Below are 15,926 nucleotides of genomic sequence, written 5' to 3'. Positions count from 1 at the left end.
GTCCGCCGGCTTTCGATCTCCCCCCGTTTTATCCCCTCGTCGCGAAGGCCTTCTCCGGGTTTTCCCTGTCACGGCCGCCGGCGCCCCGCTGCAATTCGTTACACCTTGATACGGCGCGCCGCTTGCCGGTGAACGACACTCCTCTTGCGTCACCACGCATGACCGCGGGACCAGAACAAGGCGCAGGAACGCCAAGTCTGCGCGAGCCCGCAGCGTGGGATCCGGCCCGGCACCGCACTGCCGATCCGGATCGACATCGGAGAAAAAAATGGACAACCAGAATCAGACCACGCCGCAAAAGCAACGCCTCCACCCGCTCATCGCCACCGCCGCCGGCGCCGTCATCGTCGCCAGCCTCGCGGCGACGGCAGCGATCACGGGTGTGTTCCCGAAGGCCAGCAGCAACAACGAACAGAACGGCCAGACCCAGGCCGCGCTGATCGCATCGCAGCCGGCCGTCGATACGGCTGCGGCCGCCAGCGCCGCGCTGGCCGCGCAGGCCCAGCAGCAGGCGGCCGAGCAGGCCGCCGCGCAGCAGAAGGCTGCCATTGCGCAGGCCGAGCCGAAGCCGGCGCCGCGCCCGGCTGCGCCGCATCGTCGTCACACCACGGCACCCCAGCCGCCGCAATACGCACAGCAGCCGTCGGCACCCGCGCAGACCTACTGCCAGAGTTGCGGCACGGTCGTCGCGATCACGCCGATCCGCACGGCCGGCCAGAGCTCGGGCATCGGTGCGGTCGGCGGCGCCGCGGCAGGCGGGCTGCTGGGCAACCAGTTCGGCCACGGCAACGGCCGCACCGCGATGACGATCATCGGCGCACTGGGTGGCGGCCTGGCCGGCAACCAGGTCGAAAAGCAGGTGCGCGCGGAAACCGACTACCAGGTGCAAGTGCAGATGGAGAGCGGCGCAACGCGCACGTTCACGTACCACAATCAGCAACCGCCGTTCGGCCAGGGCCAGCGCGTGCGGATCGAGAACGGGACGCTGGTCGGCGCGTGATTGTGTGATCCCCTGCCCGCGTGACAGGCGCGGGCAACCGGCCTGAAAATGAAAACGGCTCGTGAGCGATTGCTCACGAGCCGTTTTCTATTGCCAGCTGTCTGCGCCGTTGCGGCGCCCACCGGGTTCAGTCCTCGTCGTCGAAGTCCGATTCGTCGATCCAGTGTGCCTGGATTGCTTCGAGGATCTTCTCGCCGGAGTGCTTCGGATCGTCGTTGAAGCCGTCGAGTTCGAGCACCCACTGGCGCAGGTCGACGAAATTGATCCGCTGCGGGTCGATGTCCGGGTACTTGTCCGCCAGCGCAATGGCAATTTCACGCGAATCGGTCCATTTCATCGCCTGCCTCCGGTTCCTGTCAGTGGTTTTCCTTTGCGTGGTTGATCGAGTACTTCGGAATCTCGACCACCAGGTCCGAATCTTCCTTCACGATCGCCTGGCACGACAGGCGCGACGTCGGCTCGAGACCCCACGCCTTGTCCAGCAGATCGTCCTCGTCCTCCTCGGACGGCGTCAGATCGTTGAAGCCTTCGCGGATCACCACATGGCACGTCGTGCACGCGCACGACTTCTCGCATGCATGCTCGATCTCGATCCCGTGTTCGAGCAGGTTGTCGCAGATACTCTTGCCGGGCGTCGCGTCGATCACTGCGCCATCCGGGCACAGTTCGACGTGAGGCAGCACCACCAGTTGAGGCATGTCCGTTCCGTCAGTCAGGGTGCGGCGCCTGGCGCCGCACGGTTCATTATCGCGCGGGCCGTCGCCGGCCGATGCGCAGTTCGTGAGTTCAGATCTCGTCGAGCCGGCGGCCCGACAGCGCGCGCTTGATGCTCTTGTCCATCCGGCGCGCCGCGAATTCGTCGGTGCCGTCGGCCAGCGCCTTGGTCGCCGCTTCGATCGCGTTCGTATCGTCGCCTTGCGCCACCGCGCGCAGCGCCGCGGCCAATGTGTCGACTTGCGTGCGCTCGCCTGCGTCGAGCAGTTCGCCGTCGGCCGCCAGCGCGGCCTGCGTCGCTTCGAGCATCCGCTCGGCCTCGACCTGCGCTTCGCGCAGCGCGCGTGCGCGCATGTCGATTTCAGCGGTCTTGAAGCTGTCCTCGAGCATCTTCGCGATGTCGTCGTCGGCAAGACCGTACGACGGCTTCACGACGACCGATGCCTCGACGCCCGACAACTGCTCGCGAGCGAACACCGACAGCAGGCCGTCCGCGTCGACCTGGTAGGTCACGCGAATGCGCGCGGCGCCGGCCGTCATCGGCGGAATGCCGCGCAGCTCGAAGCGCGCGAGCGACCGGCAGTCGGCGACGAGCTCGCGCTCGCCCTGCACGACGTGGATCGCCATCGCGGTCTGGCCGTCCTTGAAGGTCGTGAATTCCTGCGCGCGCGCGATCGGAATCGTCGAGTTGCGCGGAATGATCTTCTCGACGAGGCCGCCCATCGTCTCGACACCGAGCGACAACGGAATCACGTCGAGCAGCAGCCAGTCGTCGCCGGTGCCGCGATTGCCGGCGAGCAGATCGGCCTGGATCGCCGCACCGAGCGCGACGACCTGGTCCGGATCGAGGTTCACGAGCGGCGGCTGGCCGAAATATTTCGCGACCGCGTCGCGAATCACCGGCATGCGCGTCGCGCCGCCGACGAGCACGACACCCTTGATGTCGGCCGGTGTCACCTGCGCGTCGCGCAGCGCCTTGCGGGTCGGCGTGAGCGTACGCTGCACGAGCGGCTCGACGAGCGACGCGAACGTGTCGTGCGAGATCGTCTGCACGAGGTGCGTGCCCCCCGACAGCGTGACGTCGAGCAACGCCTGCGGTGCGGACGACAGTGCTTCCTTCAGCACGCGCACGCGGTCGAGCAGCAGGCGCACGTCCTCGGGCGCGAGCGTCTTCGCATCGATGCCTGCCTGCGCGAGCACATGATCGAACAGCGTATGGTCGAAATCGTCGCCGCCGAGGGCGGAATCGCCGCCCGCGGCCAGCACTTCGAACACGCCCTTCGTCAGCTTCAGGATCGACAGGTCGAACGTGCCGCCACCGAGGTCGTACACCGCGTAGAGGCCTTCGGCTCCATTGTCGAGACCATAGGCAATCGCTGCGGCGGTCGGTTCGTTCAGCAGGCGCAGCACGTTGAGGCCCGCGAGGCGCGCAGCATCCTTGGTCGCCTGGCGTTGCGCTTCGTCGAAATACGCGGGCACCGTGATCACCGCGCCGACCAGGTCGTCGCCAAGCGAATCTTCCGCGCGATAGCGCAGCGTCGCGAGAATCTCTGCCGACACTTCGACCGGGCTCTTCACGCCGTCGATGGTACGGATCTGCACCATGCCCGGCGCATCGACGAATTCGTACGGCGCGTTCGCCGCGCCTTCGACCTCGGCCTTGCCGCGGCCCATGAAGCGCTTGACCGACACGATCGTGTTGCGCGGATCGGTCGCGGCCTGCTCTTTCGCCTCGTGACCGATGCGTCGGCCGCCCTTCTCGAGATAGCGGACCACCGACGGCAGCAGCACGCGGCCCGCTTCGTCCGGCAGGACTTCAGGCACGCTGTTGCGCACGGCCGCGACGAGCGAGTTGGTCGTGCCGAGATCGATCCCGACAGCGAGTCGCCGCTGATGCGGCGCCGGCGCCATGCCCGGTTCGGAAATTTGCAGTAAAGCCATCTTGGTTCGTTCGGGCGCTCGGCCCGTTTGCTGCGCGTGCCGCAAGGCACGCGGTTAAGTTTCGAGGCGCTCGATCTGCGCGCCCACTTCCGACGCGACCCGTTCGATGAACATCAGCTGGCGCACGGCCTCGGCGGCCGCCTGGTCGGCGCCGCTGTCGAGCAGCGTGCCGAGGCGCTCCACACGCACGCGCCGCTCTTCGCGCAGCTCGGCGAGCAGCGCGTCGAGCGCGCCGACGTTGCGGGCGGCCGCGGCATCCTCGATCCCCTCGCGCCACTCCATCTGCTGCATCAGGAACGCGGGCTCCATCGCGGTGTTGTTTTCCGCGCCGATGTCGACGCCGCGCAGCAACAGCAGATACGACGCGCGCTTCAGCGGATCGCGCAGCGTGCGGTACGCCTCGTTCGCGCGGGTTGCCCATTGCATCGCGATGCGCTTCTGCGCATCGCCGGCCGCCGCGAAGCGGTCCGGATGCACCTGCGTCTGCACCGTCCGATAGGCAGCGTCGAGCGCCGTCTCGTCGAGCGCGAATTGCGCCGGCAGGTGAAACAGGTCGAAATGGCTGTCTTTCAGCGAGACCATCGTCGCGTTCAATTCCGGTTCGTCGCGCGGCAAACGCCGCACATTAAAAAGGCGGCCCGTGCCGCCTCTTGCCCGCATCGTGCGGAGATCCGCGTGGTCACACCCGGAACGATTCGCCGCAACCGCACTCGTCCTTCACGTTCGGGTTGTTGAACTTGAACCCTTCGTTCAGTCCTTCGCGTGCGAAGTCGAGCTCCGTGCCGTCGATATAGGCAAGGCTCTTCGGATCGACGATGACCTTCACGCCATGGCTCTCGAACACTTGATCCTCGGGAGCCAGCTCGTCGACATACTCGAGCTTGTACGCGAGCCCCGAGCACCCGGTCGTGCGAACGCCAAGCCGCAGGCCCACACCCTTGCCGCGACGGACGAGGTATTTCTGGACGTGCTGTGCTGCTTTTTCGGTCAGTGTAATTGCCATGATGTCCTTGCCGCGGCGCGCCACCGGGGCCCGCCGCGTTCCGTCTCAAACTGCTCGATGCCGCTCAGGCCGCTGCCTGATCGCCTTCCTTGGTGTCGTGGCGCTTCTTGTAGTCGGCCACGGCTGCCTTGATCGCGTCTTCCGCGAGGATCGAGCAGTGAATCTTCACCGGCGGCAGCGCGAGTTCTTCCGCGATCTGCGTGTTCTTGATCGACAGGGCTTCGTCGAGCGTCTTGCCCTTCACCCACTCGGTGACGAGCGAGCTCGACGCGATCGCCGAACCGCAACCGTAGGTCTTGAACTTCGCGTCTTCGATCACGCCGTCCGCGCCGACGCGGATCTGCAGCTTCATCACGTCGCCGCAGGCCGGCGCGCCGACCATGCCCGTGCCGACCGTGTCGTCGTCCTTCGCGAACGAACCGACGTTGCGCGGGTTTTCGTAGTGATCCAGAACCTTGTTGCTGTAAGACATGACTCAGACTCCTTGACTCGTTACGTCTGCGTGCGCGAATCCGCCCGCGGGTATGTTCAATCCGGCGCTCAGTGTGCGGCCCATTCGATCGTCGACAGATCGATGCCGTCCTGGTGCATTTCCCAGAGCGGCGAAAGTTCGCGCAGCTTCGCGATCTTGCTGTTCAGCAGGTTGATCACGAAGTCGACTTCCTGCTCCGTCGTGAAGCGGCCGACCGTGAAGCGGATCGAGCTGTGCGCCAGCTCGTCGTTGCGGCCGAGCGCACGCAGCACGTACGACGGCTCCAGCGACGCCGACGTACAGGCGGAGCCCGACGACACTGCGACGTCCTTGATCGCCATGATCAGCGACTCGCCTTCGACGAAGTTGAAACTGATGTTGAGGTTGTGCGGGACACGGCGCTCCATGTCGCCGTTCACGTACGTTTCCTCGATCTGCGACAGGCCGCGCAGCAGCTTGTCACGCAGCATGCGGACGCGCTCGTTTTCCGTCGCCATTTCTTCGCGTGCGATGCGGAATGCTTCGCCCATGCCGACGATCTGGTGCGTCGCCAGCGTGCCCGAACGCATGCCGCGCTCGTGGCCGCCGCCGTGCATCTGCGCTTCGATCCGCACGCGCGGCTTGCGGCGCACGTACAGCGCACCGATGCCCTTCGGGCCGTAGGTCTTGTGCGCCGAGAACGACATCAGGTCGACCTTCAGCTTCGCGAGGTCGATCTCGACCTTGCCGGTCGACTGTGCGGCGTCGACGTGGAACACGATGCCCTTCTCGCGGCAGATTTCACCGATCGTCTCGATGTCCTGGATCACGCCGATCTCGTTGTTCACGTGCATCACCGACACGAGGATCGTGTCCGGGCGCAGCGCGGCCTTGAACACGTCGAGGTCGATCAGGCCGTCATCCTTCACGTCGAGGTAGGTGACTTCGAAACCGTCGCGCTCGAGCTCGCGGCACGTATCGAGCACGGCCTTGTGCTCGGTCTTCACCGTGATGATGTGCTTGCCCTTGCCCTTGTAGAAGTTCGCGGCACCCTTGATCGCGAGGTTGTCCGATTCCGTTGCGCCGGACGTCCAGATGATCTCGCGCGGATCCGCGTTCACGAGCGCGGCCACCTGCTCGCGTGCTTCCTCGACTGCACGCTCCGCATCCCAGCCATACGCATGGCTGCGCGACGCCGGATTGCCGAACTGCTCGCGCAGGTACGGCACCATCTTGTCGACCACGCGCGGATCGACCGGCGTCGTCGCGCTGTAATCCATATAGATGGGCAGGTGGAGAGTGTCTTGGGTCATCTGTCGCTCCGGGAATTCTGTGCAGGGACTATGTGCGTTATGGGGTACGGCGTGCGCTTTCGCGCTCACGAACTCGCGATGTTGAACACCGAATTGGGGCCGAGCGGCATCGTGCGCACCGGCTCGGCCGGCGCCGCGACGGGCTCCGGTGTGCGCCGGTCGCGCAGCACCGCGGGGGCGCCCTCGCGAGCGCGCTGCTGATCGACGAGATCCTGCAGCGACACCGAATCGAGGTATTCGACCATCTTCTGGTTCAGCGTCGACCACAGCTCGTGCGTCATGCAATGGCCGTCGGGCTGCTTCGAGCCGTCGCACGTGCCTTTGCCGCCGCACTGCGTGGCGTCGAGCGGTTCATCGACCGCGATGATGATGTCGGCAACGGTGACGTCCTGCGCGCGACGCGCGAGGTTGTAGCCGCCGCCCGGGCCGCGCACGGATTCGACGATTTCATGCCTGCGCAGCTTGCCGAACAGCTGTTCGAGATACGAGAGCGAAATCCGCTGGCGCTGGCTGATGCCTGCAAGCGTCACCGGGCCCTGCTCCTGGCGCAGTGCCAAGTCAATCATCGCCGTGACGGCGAAACGGCCTTTGGTGGTGAGTCTCATGGTGTCTAGGGGACTGCAATCTTGACGATTTTGGTCAAGTATAAATAATTGACGTTTTTAGTCAAGTATCCATGTCTTTGAAAGGGTATTCGCAGACCGCTGAATATCGCGCGATCAGCGCTCCGTGCGGGCCCGGAGCGTCTCCAGCAGGCCCGCGCACGCGCGCTCGACCTGATCGAGCACCTGCTCGAAGCCCTGTACGCCGCCGAAATAGGGATCCGCGACTTCGGTTTCGGTCGAATCCGGCGCGAATTCCATCAGCAGGCGCACCTTGTCGCGATGCTGCGGCGGGCTGCGGCGGCGCAACTCCGCGAGATTCGCCTCGTCCATCGCCAGCAGCAGGTCGAAGCGCTCGAAATCCGCCGCGCTCACCTGGCGTGCGCGCAGTGCCGACAGGTCGTAGCCGCGGCCGCGAGCGGCCGCCTGCGCACGCGTATCGGGCGGTTCGCCGACATGCCAGTCGCCCGTGCCGGCCGAATCGATCGTGATCCGGTCCGCCAGTGCAGCCGCGTCGACCTGGTGACGCATCACGCCTTCCGCAGTGGGCGAACGGCAGATGTTGCCGAGACAGACGAAACAGATCGAAACGCGGGTCATCGCACTATCGGAAAGCCGCGGCGGACCGCGTGGGAAAAGAACGCGCCATTATACAAAGGCGGCCGAAATCGCGCCGCCGCGCAAAGCGACGGCGCCGTGCATTACAGCGCCTTCGGCGCGGCGAGCACCACGTCGCCGGATGCCGCCGGCAACGGCTTCGCCGCGTCGTCGACCAGCCCGAACGACACCGCACGCGCCAGCTCGGCGGATGCCTGGTGAACCGCGAGCGGACCACGCGACGGCGCATCGGCCATCGCATGCAGATAGGCAGCCGCAGCCAGCGGAACGACGATTGCCAGCGGCCAGTACATCGATATTGTCTTTTTCATGATGCGGACCTCCTTGACCTCGTACCCCGAAACCCAATTCCGGGGACTACAGACAAGATTCTATAGACCGCATCTATCGAGATAAATATACAAATAGCGAACGCACTGTTGTCGCCGGATGAACAGTCGTCAGCCGAGATGGCTTTGCGACGCCGCGTACAGTTCGCGGAACGTGCGCCCGGTCGGCGTCGGCATGTCGCGCGTATCCATCCAGCCGCCCATCATCGGCAGGCGCCGCAGCGTGCCGCCGTTGCCGCCCAGCCGCTCGAGGACGCGCACCGCGAGCTTGGTCGTCAGCGCATACAGCATCGGCCGCCGCGCGACGAAGCCCCATGCGGCGAGCGCTGCCCGCTCGCGCCACGGCCGCAGGTGCCGCTCGACTTGCTTCTCGCGCAGCGTGCGCAACAAGTGCGATAACGGAATCCCGGCCGGGCACACGCTGTCGCACTCCCCGCAGAGCGTCGCGGCCTGCGGCAGGTCGAGCGCGCGGTCGAGCCCGACGTAGCTCGGCGTCAGCACGGATCCCATCGGCCCCGGGTAGACCCACCCGTACGCATGGCCGCCGACCTTCTGGTACACCGGACAATGGTTCATGCATGCACCGCAGCGGATGCAGCGCAGCATCTCCTGGAACTCGCCGCCGATCAGCCCGGTGCGGCCGCCGTCGACGAGCACCACGTAGTTGTGCTCGGGGCCGTCCTCGTCGCCCGGCCCGCGCGGTCCGGTCAGCAGCGAGAAATAGTTCGACGTCTTCTGCCCGGTCGCGGAGCGCGGCAGCAGGCGCATCGCGGTCGCGAGATCCTCGAGCGTCGGCAGCACCTTCTCGATGCCCGTCACCGCGACATGCACGCGCGGCATCACCGTGCACATCCCCTCGTTCCCTTCGTTCGTCACGATCGCGACCGAACCGGTCTCGGCAATCACGAAGTTGCCGCCCGTCACGCCCATGTCGGCCGACATGAAATGCGGGCGCAGCACCTCGCGCGCCTCACGCGTCATGTCCGGAATCTCGGTGAGCCGCTCGCGATGATGCGTGCGCGCGAACAGGTCGGCGATCTCGTCCTTGTCCTTGTGCACGACGGGCGCAATGATGTGGCTCGGCGGCTCGTTGTCGTTGATCTGCAGGATGTATTCGCCGAGATCCGTCTCGATCGACTGCACGCCCATTTCCGCGAGTACCGCGTTCAGGCGCATTTCCTCCGACACCATCGACTTGGTCTTGATGACCTTCTTCACGTCGTGACGGCGCGCGATGTCGGCCACGAGCCGTGCGGCATCCGCGGTCGTTTCGGCGAACAGCACCGTCGTGCCGCGCCGCGCCGCCTCGCGCTCGAACGCCTCGAGCCATACGTCGAGGTTCTCCAGCGCACGGTTGCGGCGCGCCTTCAGCGCGGCGCGCGTGGCCGGGAAGTCGATCGCGGTCATCGCGTCGGCGCGCGCGGACACGAACTTCGTCGACAGCTTCTTCAGGTTCTGCTGCAGGCGCTGGTCGGCCAGCTTCTGGCCGGCGCGCGCCTTGAAATGCATCGATTGGACTTGCATCGCGGTATCCGGGAAAAGTGAGCGGAACCGGGCGTCAGACGTCGCCCGCCAGCACCTGCGCGACGTGCAGCACGCGCGTGTCGCGGTCGCCGGTGCGGCGCAACCGCCCTTCGATGTTCAGCATGCAGCCGAGATCGCCGAGCACGACGGCGCCCGTGCCCGACGCGCGCACGTTCGCGCATTTCTCGTCCGCGATGGCCGCCGAAATGTCGCCGTACTTGACCGCGAACGTGCCGCCGAAGCCGCAGCAATGCTCGCAGTCCTTCATCTCGGTGACCGCGATGCCGCGCTGCGCGAGCAGCGCGCGCGGCTGCGCCTTCACGCCGAGCTCGCGCAGCCCCGAGCATGAATCGTGGTAGGTGACGGGCCCGGTGAATTCACCCGGTGCGAGCGAAACCTTCGCGACATTCGCCAGGAAATCGGTCAGTTCATAGACTTTCTGCTGGAACCGCGTGTAGCGCCCCATCAGCTCGGGGTCGTCGCGGAACAGATCGCCGTAGTGCGCGCGAATCATCCCGCCGCACGAGCCTGACGGCGCGACGACGTAATCGAACTGCTCGAACTCGCGCAGCGTCTTTTCCGCGAGATCACGTGCGAGCGCGCGGTCGCCCGAGTTGTAGGCCGGCTGGCCGCAGCAGGTCTGCGCGGGCGGCACGATCACCTCGTAGCCGGCGTCGCGAATCAGCTTGAGCGCCGAAAAACCGATTTCGGGGCGCATCAGATCGACCAGGCAGGTCACGAACAAACCGACTCGCATACGTGCTCCTTCGAGAAAACGGCTCTCATTATCCGCCGTTTGGCCGGCAAGACCAACGCTGGCTCGCGCGCAAGCCCGCACTGCGCGAAACGAGGATTTCCTCGAACGCCGTTCGCTTTTTTCACAATACGAGATACAATCGTTCCAACACCGCTTGACGCGTCAACCGATTTCTCCCCCGACATGAGCCAACCCACCCCGGATTCAAAAACGTCGATCCAGGTGATCGAACGCATGATGCGGCTGCTGGACGCGCTCGCCGCGCACAGTGACCCTGTCAGCCTGAAGGAGCTTGCGCAGCGGACGGAGCTGCACCCGTCGACCGCGCACCGCATCCTCAACGACATGGTGACCTGCCGTCTCGTCGACCGCTCCGATCCCGGCACGTACCGCCTCGGCATGCGGCTGCTGGAGCTCGGCAACCTCGTGAAGGCGCGCCTGTCGGTACGCGACGCGGCGCTGATGCCGATGCGCGAGCTGCACCGTCTCACCGGGCAGACCGTGAACCTGTCGGTGCGCCAGGGCGACGAGATCGTCTACATCGAGCGTGCGTATTCGGAGCGCTCGGGGATGCAGGTCGTCCGCGCGATCGGTGGCCGCGCGCCGCTGCACCTCACGTCGGTCGGCAAGCTGTTCCTCGCGGCCGACGAAACGTCGCGCGTGCGCGCCTATGCGACGCGCACGGGGCTGTCCGGCCATACTCAGAACAGCATCACCGACATCGCGAAGCTCGAGCGCGAGCTGACGATCGTCCGCCAGCAATCGTGCGCACGCGACAACGAGGAGCTGGAGCTCGGCGTGCGCTGTATCGCAGCCGGCATCTACGACGATTCGGGCAAGCTCGTTGCGGGCCTGTCGCTGTCGGCGCCGGCGGATCGTCTCCAGGATGCGTGGCTCGGCCAGTTGAGCCGTACGGCCCTCACCATTTCGGAATCGCTCGGCTACCGGCCGGCGCCCACGAAGGATGCGGACGGGCTGCAGCGGCAGGCGTAAGCCGCTCCAGCGCGCCCAATGAAAAAGCCCCGCAATCGCGGGGCTTTTTTTCGGCCATCGGCGCAGCGGCGAACCGCCACGCCACCGTGCGATCAGGTTCCGCCGTTCGGCGTGTTGGCCGCCGTCAGGCGCTCGCCGCCGCCGGCGTCGAGCCAGTTGCGCAGGCGCGCCGCATCGGCAAAGCGCGAATACTTGCCGAACGAATCGAGCAGCACCATCACCATCGGCTTGCCGTGGATCGTCGCCTGCATCACGAGGCATTCGCCGGCTTCGTTGATGAAACCCGTTTTCTGCAGACCGATGTCCCACGAGCCATTGCCGCGGATCAGCGCGTTCGTGCTGTTGTAGACCAGGTTGCGCTTGCCCGTGTACACCTCGTAGGTGCGGTCGGTCGAGAACTGGCGGATCATCGGGTACTGGTACGCCGCATTGACCATCTTCACGAGATCGCGCGCGCTCGACACGTTCGAGCTCGACAGACCCGTCGAATTCTCGAAGTGCGTATCGGTCATGCCGAGCGACTTCGCCTTCGCGTTCATCGCGGCGATGAACGCCGGACGGCCGCCCGGGTAGTAACGCGACAGCGAAGCCGCCGCGCGGTTTTCCGACGCCATCAGCGCGATGTGCAGCATGTCTTCGCGCGACAGCACCGAGCCGACCGACAGGCGCGACCCCGTGCCCTTCTCGTAGTCGCGGTCTTCGTCGGTGACTTCGATCTGGTCGGTCATCGGCGCCTTCGAGTCGAGCACGACCATCGCCGTCATCAGCTTCGAGATCGACGCGATCGGCACGACGGCGTGCGAATTCTTGTCGAACAGCGGCTCGCCCGAGTTTTGGTCAACGACGTACGCGACGCTCGAACGCAGCGCGAGCGCGTCCGGCGTGTCGTGCAGGCCGAAGGCCTGGCCGACGGTCGGCCGGCGCGGCTGGAACGCGACCTTGCGGACTGCGCCGTGATGGCCGCCATGCACGTTCGCCGCAAGCGTCACGCGCTTGCGCGATGCCTTCGCACGCGGCGCATCGGCCGCGGCGACCTTGGCGGATTTGTCGGAGGTGGCCTTGGCCGACTTCTTCTTCGCGGACGAAGCAGGAGCCACGGCCTTTTTCTTGGCGGCTTGTTGGGTCTTCGCAGTGGCGGCAAAGGCGTCAGCGGGCGCGACGGACGCAGTGGTCGCCAGCAAGGCGACAGCGACCGACACAGCCGTGCCGAGCGTCATGCTCTGCAACAATCTGCGCGGTGAAAACGATTCGGCTTTCATTGGGGTCTGGACAAAGCGGGCGGGAGGTTTCCGCAAGTGTAGTTAAAGCTGAAAAAAAGAGCAATATTAGGCACTTACCGATCGTCGTTAAACCGGAGTGTAAGGGTCGGCCAACCTCTGACCAATGAACCCTCCCGCTCCCATCGAAAAAATTCATGGGATGCGCTGCCCGACAGTACCCGTCTCCCGATTACCACACGGTTAATTGAGATAACGTCACTTCGGAGGCAATTTAAAGCGGGGAAACTACGTATCCGGCGCTCGGGGTGCCAGGGGCGCCGGTCTCGGCCGTGGCGGCGGCACGTCGCCACGGTAACGCGCATCGAAACGGCGCGTTTTCGACAGGAACAGAAGGATAACGTTCCATAGGCCTGTCAGGTTTACCTGTGCATGATCATGGTGCGCCGCGCCTGCCCCGCAGCCGTGCGCACCATGTGGGAACCTCGCCTGAAACCGATTCCGAACAGCCACGATAACTCATTGTTTTATCGATAATTTGTCGCAATTGTGCAACGCACAAAAAATACTTGACATCCGTTTTCTCTGCCCTAAAATAAGCCTCATTGCTGCGTTGCACAAAGCACGCGCATCCGAGGTTCCCCAGCGTAGTGCCCTTTATCCTGCGATCGACGCGATCGCTTTTCAGGAGCTTGACATGTCCTTGCTGACCCCCGAGCAAATCGCCGCCGCACAGAAAGCCAACCTCGAAAGCCTGTTCGGTCTGACGACCAAGGCGTTCGAAGGCGTCGAAAAGCTGATCGAACTCAACCTGCAGGTCGTGAAGTCGACGCTGGCCGAGGGCCAGGAAAACGCCCAGCGCCTGCTGTCGGTGAAGGACGCACAGGAACTGATCGCGCTGCAAGCCAGCCTGTCGCAGCCGGTCGCGGAAAAGGTGCTGTCGTACGGCCGTCACCTGTACGAAATCGCATCGTCGACGCAAGCCGAGTTCGCGAAGGTTGCCGAAGCGCAATTCGAAGAGCAGAACAAGAAGGTCCAGGCACTCGTCGACAACGTCGCGAAGAACGCCCCGGCCGGTTCGGAAACGGCTGTCGCCGCACTGAAGTCGGCACTGAACGCTGCGAACACCACGTACGAAACGGTTCAGAAGGCAGCGAAGCAAGCCGTCGAAATCGCCGAAACGAACTTCAACGCTGCTGCTGCCGTCGCCACGAAGGCTGCGACCGCCGCCGCCGCACGCCGTACGAGCAAGCCGGCCGCGTAAGCGTCCCCTGCTCCTGAAAGAGCCGCGCACAGCGCGGCTTTTTCGTTTTCTGGCGCCGGAACACGCGCGAACCGGCACCGCTGCTCGCCCGTCTCGAACGGTTGTTTGACCGCCGCGCGGGCCGCGAACAAAAGAAAACGCCGCCACCCGGATACCCGAGTGGCGGCGCTTTTTCATGGCCGGCGCGAGACCGGCCGTGCACGCTGCGTTACTTCTTGCGCTGCGGCGGCAGGTCCGTACAGACGCCTTCGTACAGCTCGGCGGCCATGCCGACCGATTCGCCGAGCGTCGGGTGCGGATGGATCGTCTTGCCGATGTCTTCCGCGTCCGCGCCCATTTCGACGGCGAGGCACACTTCGCTGATCAGGTCGCCCGCGTTCAGGCCGACGATGCCGCCGCCGATCACGCGATGGGTTTCCTCGTCGAAGATCAGCTTCGTGAAGCCTTCGTCGCGGCCGTTCGCGATCGCGCGGCCCGAAGCGGCCCACGGGAACACGGCCTTGCCGTACTTGATGCCTTCGGCCTTGCACTGGTCTTCCGTCTTGCCGGCCCAGGCCACTTCCGGATCGGTGTAGGCCACCGACGGAATCTGCAGCGCGTCGAAGTACGACTTCTCGCCGTGCGCGGCTTCCGCTGCGACGTGGCCTTCGTGCACGGCCTTGTGCGCGAGCATCGGCTGGCCGACGATATCGCCGATCGCGAAGATATGCGGCACGTTCGTGCGCATCTGCTTGTCGACGTCGATGAAGCCGCGATCCGTCACGGCCACACCGGCCTTGTCGGCGCCGATCTTCTTGCCGTTCGGGCTGCGGCCCACCGCGACGAGCACGAGGTCGTAGCGCTGCGGCTCCGCCGGCGCCTTCTCGCCCTCGAACGTCACGTAGATGCCGTCTTCCTTCGCTTCCGCGCCGACCGTCTTGGTCTTCAGCATCACGTTGCCGAAGCGCTTCGCGTTGTACTTTTCCCAGACCTTCACGAGATCGCGGTCCGCGCCGTTCATCAGGACGTCGAGCATTTCGACGACGTCGATCTCGGCGCCGAGCGTCGCGTACACCGTCGCCATTTCGAGACCGATGATGCCGCCGCCGATCACGAGCATCCGCTTCGGCTGCTGGCGCAGTTCGAGCGCGCCGGTCGAATCGACGATGCGCGGGTCTTCCGGCAGGAACGGCAGCTTCACCGATTGCGAACCGGCCGCGATGATCGCCTGCTTGAAGCGGACGACCTTCTTGCCGTTCTCGCCCTGCACTTCCATGTGATACGGATCGACGAACGACCCGACACCCGTGACGACTTCGACCTTGCGTGCCTTCGCCATGCCGGCGAGGCCCGTCGTCAGTTTCTTGACGACGCCGCCCTTGAAGTCGCGCAGCTTGTCGAGATCGACCTCCGGCTTGCCGAACGTGATGCCGTGAGACGCGAGCGCCGCGGCTTCGTCGATGACGAGTGCCGTGTGCAGCAGCGCCTTCGACGGAATGCAACCGACGTTCAGGCACACGCCGCCGAGCGTCGAGTAGCGTTCGACCAGCACCGTCTTCATGCCGAGGTCGGCTGAGCGGAACGCGGCCGAGTAGCCGCCGGGGCCGGCGCCGAGCACGAGCATGTCGCATTCGATGTCGGCGGCACCTGCGTAGCTGCCGGCTTGCGGCGCGGGCGCCGGAGCGGCTGCGGCCGGTGCCGGCGCAGCTGCTGCGGGCTTGGCCGGTTCCGCTGCTTTCGCGGGAGCGGCGGCGCCTGCTGCTGCTTCGACGATAGCGATGACGGTGCCTTGCGAGACTTTCTCGCCGGCCTTGACCTTGACTTCCTTGACGGTGCCGGCGACGTCGCTGGGCACTTCCATGGAGGCTTTATCGGATTCGAGCGTGATGAGCGTTTGCTCTTTTTCGATCACGTCGCCCGGCTTCACGTTGACTTCGATGACATCGACGCCGCTGAAATCGCCGATATCCGGAACCTTGACTTCGATGAGACTCATTACTGTCCCCTTCTTGATTGACTGCAGACAGAGGGGGAGGAACTCGCAGAAGAAACCCGCAACGACGGCCTGGCAAAAGAACGCGAACCTGGGCAGGACCACCTTTGCCGTCCGCCCAAGGACGCGCCTTTCTTTTGGTTACTTTTCTTTGGAAGACGACCCGAAGGTAGCCCCCGTGGGACAAAGAAAAGTGACCGCCGCCCCACGCAGGGGCGACGCTAATAG

General features: G+C 65.2%; 17 protein-coding genes. 3 read left to right on the top strand and 14 right to left on the bottom strand.

The genetic code is table 11. From position 1 onward, the window contains the following. The first annotated feature begins 268 nt into the window (after positions 1-268). Positions 269-1,000, top strand: a complete 732-nt coding sequence (locus B7G54_RS11695; RefSeq protein WP_085039256.1) for a glycine zipper 2TM domain-containing protein — start codon at positions 269-271, stop codon at positions 998-1,000. Between the two features lie 127 nt (positions 1,001-1,127). Here B7G54_RS11695 and iscX read toward each other — a convergent pair whose 3' ends face one another. The 12 genes from iscX to B7G54_RS11635 form a co-directional block, all read right to left on the bottom strand. Continuing rightward, positions 1,128-1,337: a Fe-S cluster assembly protein IscX gene (iscX, locus tag B7G54_RS11690; protein WP_031399466.1), complete on the bottom strand. Its 210-nt coding sequence runs from the start codon at positions 1,335-1,337 to the stop codon at positions 1,128-1,130. A 19-nt stretch (positions 1,338-1,356) separates the two neighbouring features. Continuing rightward, entirely contained in the window at positions 1,357-1,698 is a 342-nt protein-coding gene (gene fdx / locus B7G54_RS11685; protein WP_011352558.1) for an ISC system 2Fe-2S type ferredoxin, read from the bottom strand. Positions 1,699-1,786: 88 nt separating this feature from the next. Further along, positions 1,787-3,655 (bottom strand): Fe-S protein assembly chaperone HscA, encoded by a 1,869-nt coding sequence (hscA, locus tag B7G54_RS11680; RefSeq protein ID WP_085039255.1) that lies wholly within the window; start codon positions 3,653-3,655, stop codon positions 1,787-1,789. Between the two features lie 54 nt (positions 3,656-3,709). After that, positions 3,710-4,237, bottom strand: a complete 528-nt coding sequence (gene hscB, locus B7G54_RS11675; RefSeq protein WP_085039538.1) for a Fe-S protein assembly co-chaperone HscB — start codon at positions 4,235-4,237, stop codon at positions 3,710-3,712. A gap of 97 nt (positions 4,238-4,334) precedes the next feature. Further along, on the bottom strand, positions 4,335-4,658 hold the full coding sequence (gene iscA, locus B7G54_RS11670; protein WP_014896627.1) for an iron-sulfur cluster assembly protein IscA: 324 nt from the start codon (positions 4,656-4,658) through the stop codon (positions 4,335-4,337). 64 nt (positions 4,659-4,722) lie between these two features. Then, on the bottom strand, positions 4,723-5,130 hold the full coding sequence (gene iscU / locus B7G54_RS11665) for a Fe-S cluster assembly scaffold IscU (RefSeq protein ID WP_006481982.1): 408 nt from the start codon (positions 5,128-5,130) through the stop codon (positions 4,723-4,725). A gap of 68 nt (positions 5,131-5,198) precedes the next feature. After that, positions 5,199-6,422: an IscS subfamily cysteine desulfurase gene (locus B7G54_RS11660; protein WP_085039254.1), complete on the bottom strand. Its 1,224-nt coding sequence runs from the start codon at positions 6,420-6,422 to the stop codon at positions 5,199-5,201. 65 nt (positions 6,423-6,487) lie between these two features. Next, the gene (iscR, locus tag B7G54_RS11655; RefSeq protein WP_009691731.1) at positions 6,488-7,027 is read right to left on the bottom strand and encodes a Fe-S cluster assembly transcriptional regulator IscR; all 540 of its coding nucleotides are present in this window, start codon (positions 7,025-7,027) and stop codon (positions 6,488-6,490) included. Between the two features lie 114 nt (positions 7,028-7,141). Next, positions 7,142-7,624 carry a low molecular weight protein-tyrosine-phosphatase gene (locus tag B7G54_RS11650; RefSeq protein WP_085039253.1) on the bottom strand — a complete coding sequence of 161 codons (483 nt, stop codon included), beginning with the start codon at positions 7,622-7,624 and terminating at the stop codon, positions 7,142-7,144. A gap of 101 nt (positions 7,625-7,725) precedes the next feature. Then, entirely contained in the window at positions 7,726-7,953 is a 228-nt protein-coding gene (locus B7G54_RS11645) for a hypothetical protein (protein ID WP_069744827.1), read from the bottom strand. Between the two features lie 129 nt (positions 7,954-8,082). After that, a complete protein-coding gene (locus B7G54_RS11640) occupies positions 8,083-9,495 on the bottom strand; it encodes a lactate utilization protein B (RefSeq protein ID WP_085039252.1) in 1,413 nt (470 codons plus the stop codon). 34 nt (positions 9,496-9,529) lie between these two features. Next, positions 9,530-10,252 carry a (Fe-S)-binding protein gene (locus tag B7G54_RS11635; protein ID WP_069248359.1) on the bottom strand — a complete coding sequence of 241 codons (723 nt, stop codon included), beginning with the start codon at positions 10,250-10,252 and terminating at the stop codon, positions 9,530-9,532. A gap of 183 nt (positions 10,253-10,435) precedes the next feature. Between B7G54_RS11635 and B7G54_RS11625 the strand changes: the two genes are divergently transcribed. Continuing rightward, entirely contained in the window at positions 10,436-11,245 is an 810-nt protein-coding gene (locus B7G54_RS11625; protein WP_027786965.1) for an IclR family transcriptional regulator, read from the top strand. 92 nt (positions 11,246-11,337) lie between these two features. Here B7G54_RS11625 and pbpG read toward each other — a convergent pair whose 3' ends face one another. After that, complete coding sequence (pbpG, locus tag B7G54_RS11620; RefSeq protein ID WP_085039250.1) at positions 11,338-12,504, bottom strand: D-alanyl-D-alanine endopeptidase; 1,167 nt, start codon at positions 12,502-12,504, stop codon at positions 11,338-11,340. A gap of 655 nt (positions 12,505-13,159) precedes the next feature. Between pbpG and B7G54_RS11615 the strand changes: the two genes are divergently transcribed. After that, positions 13,160-13,726 (top strand): phasin family protein, encoded by a 567-nt coding sequence (locus B7G54_RS11615; RefSeq protein WP_048248776.1) that lies wholly within the window; start codon positions 13,160-13,162, stop codon positions 13,724-13,726. Positions 13,727-13,934: 208 nt separating this feature from the next. On the opposite strand, the gene lpdA is transcribed toward B7G54_RS11615, so the two are convergent. After that, positions 13,935-15,701, bottom strand: a complete 1,767-nt coding sequence (gene lpdA / locus B7G54_RS11610) for a dihydrolipoyl dehydrogenase (RefSeq protein ID WP_085039249.1) — start codon at positions 15,699-15,701, stop codon at positions 13,935-13,937. Positions 15,702-15,926 lie beyond the last annotated feature (225 nt).

Source organism: Burkholderia puraquae (assembly GCF_002099195.1).
GTDB lineage: Bacteria > Pseudomonadota > Gammaproteobacteria > Burkholderiales > Burkholderiaceae > Burkholderia > Burkholderia puraquae.
Note: the sequence above shows the minus strand (reverse complement) of the source record. Positions and strands in the feature narration are given on the sequence as shown.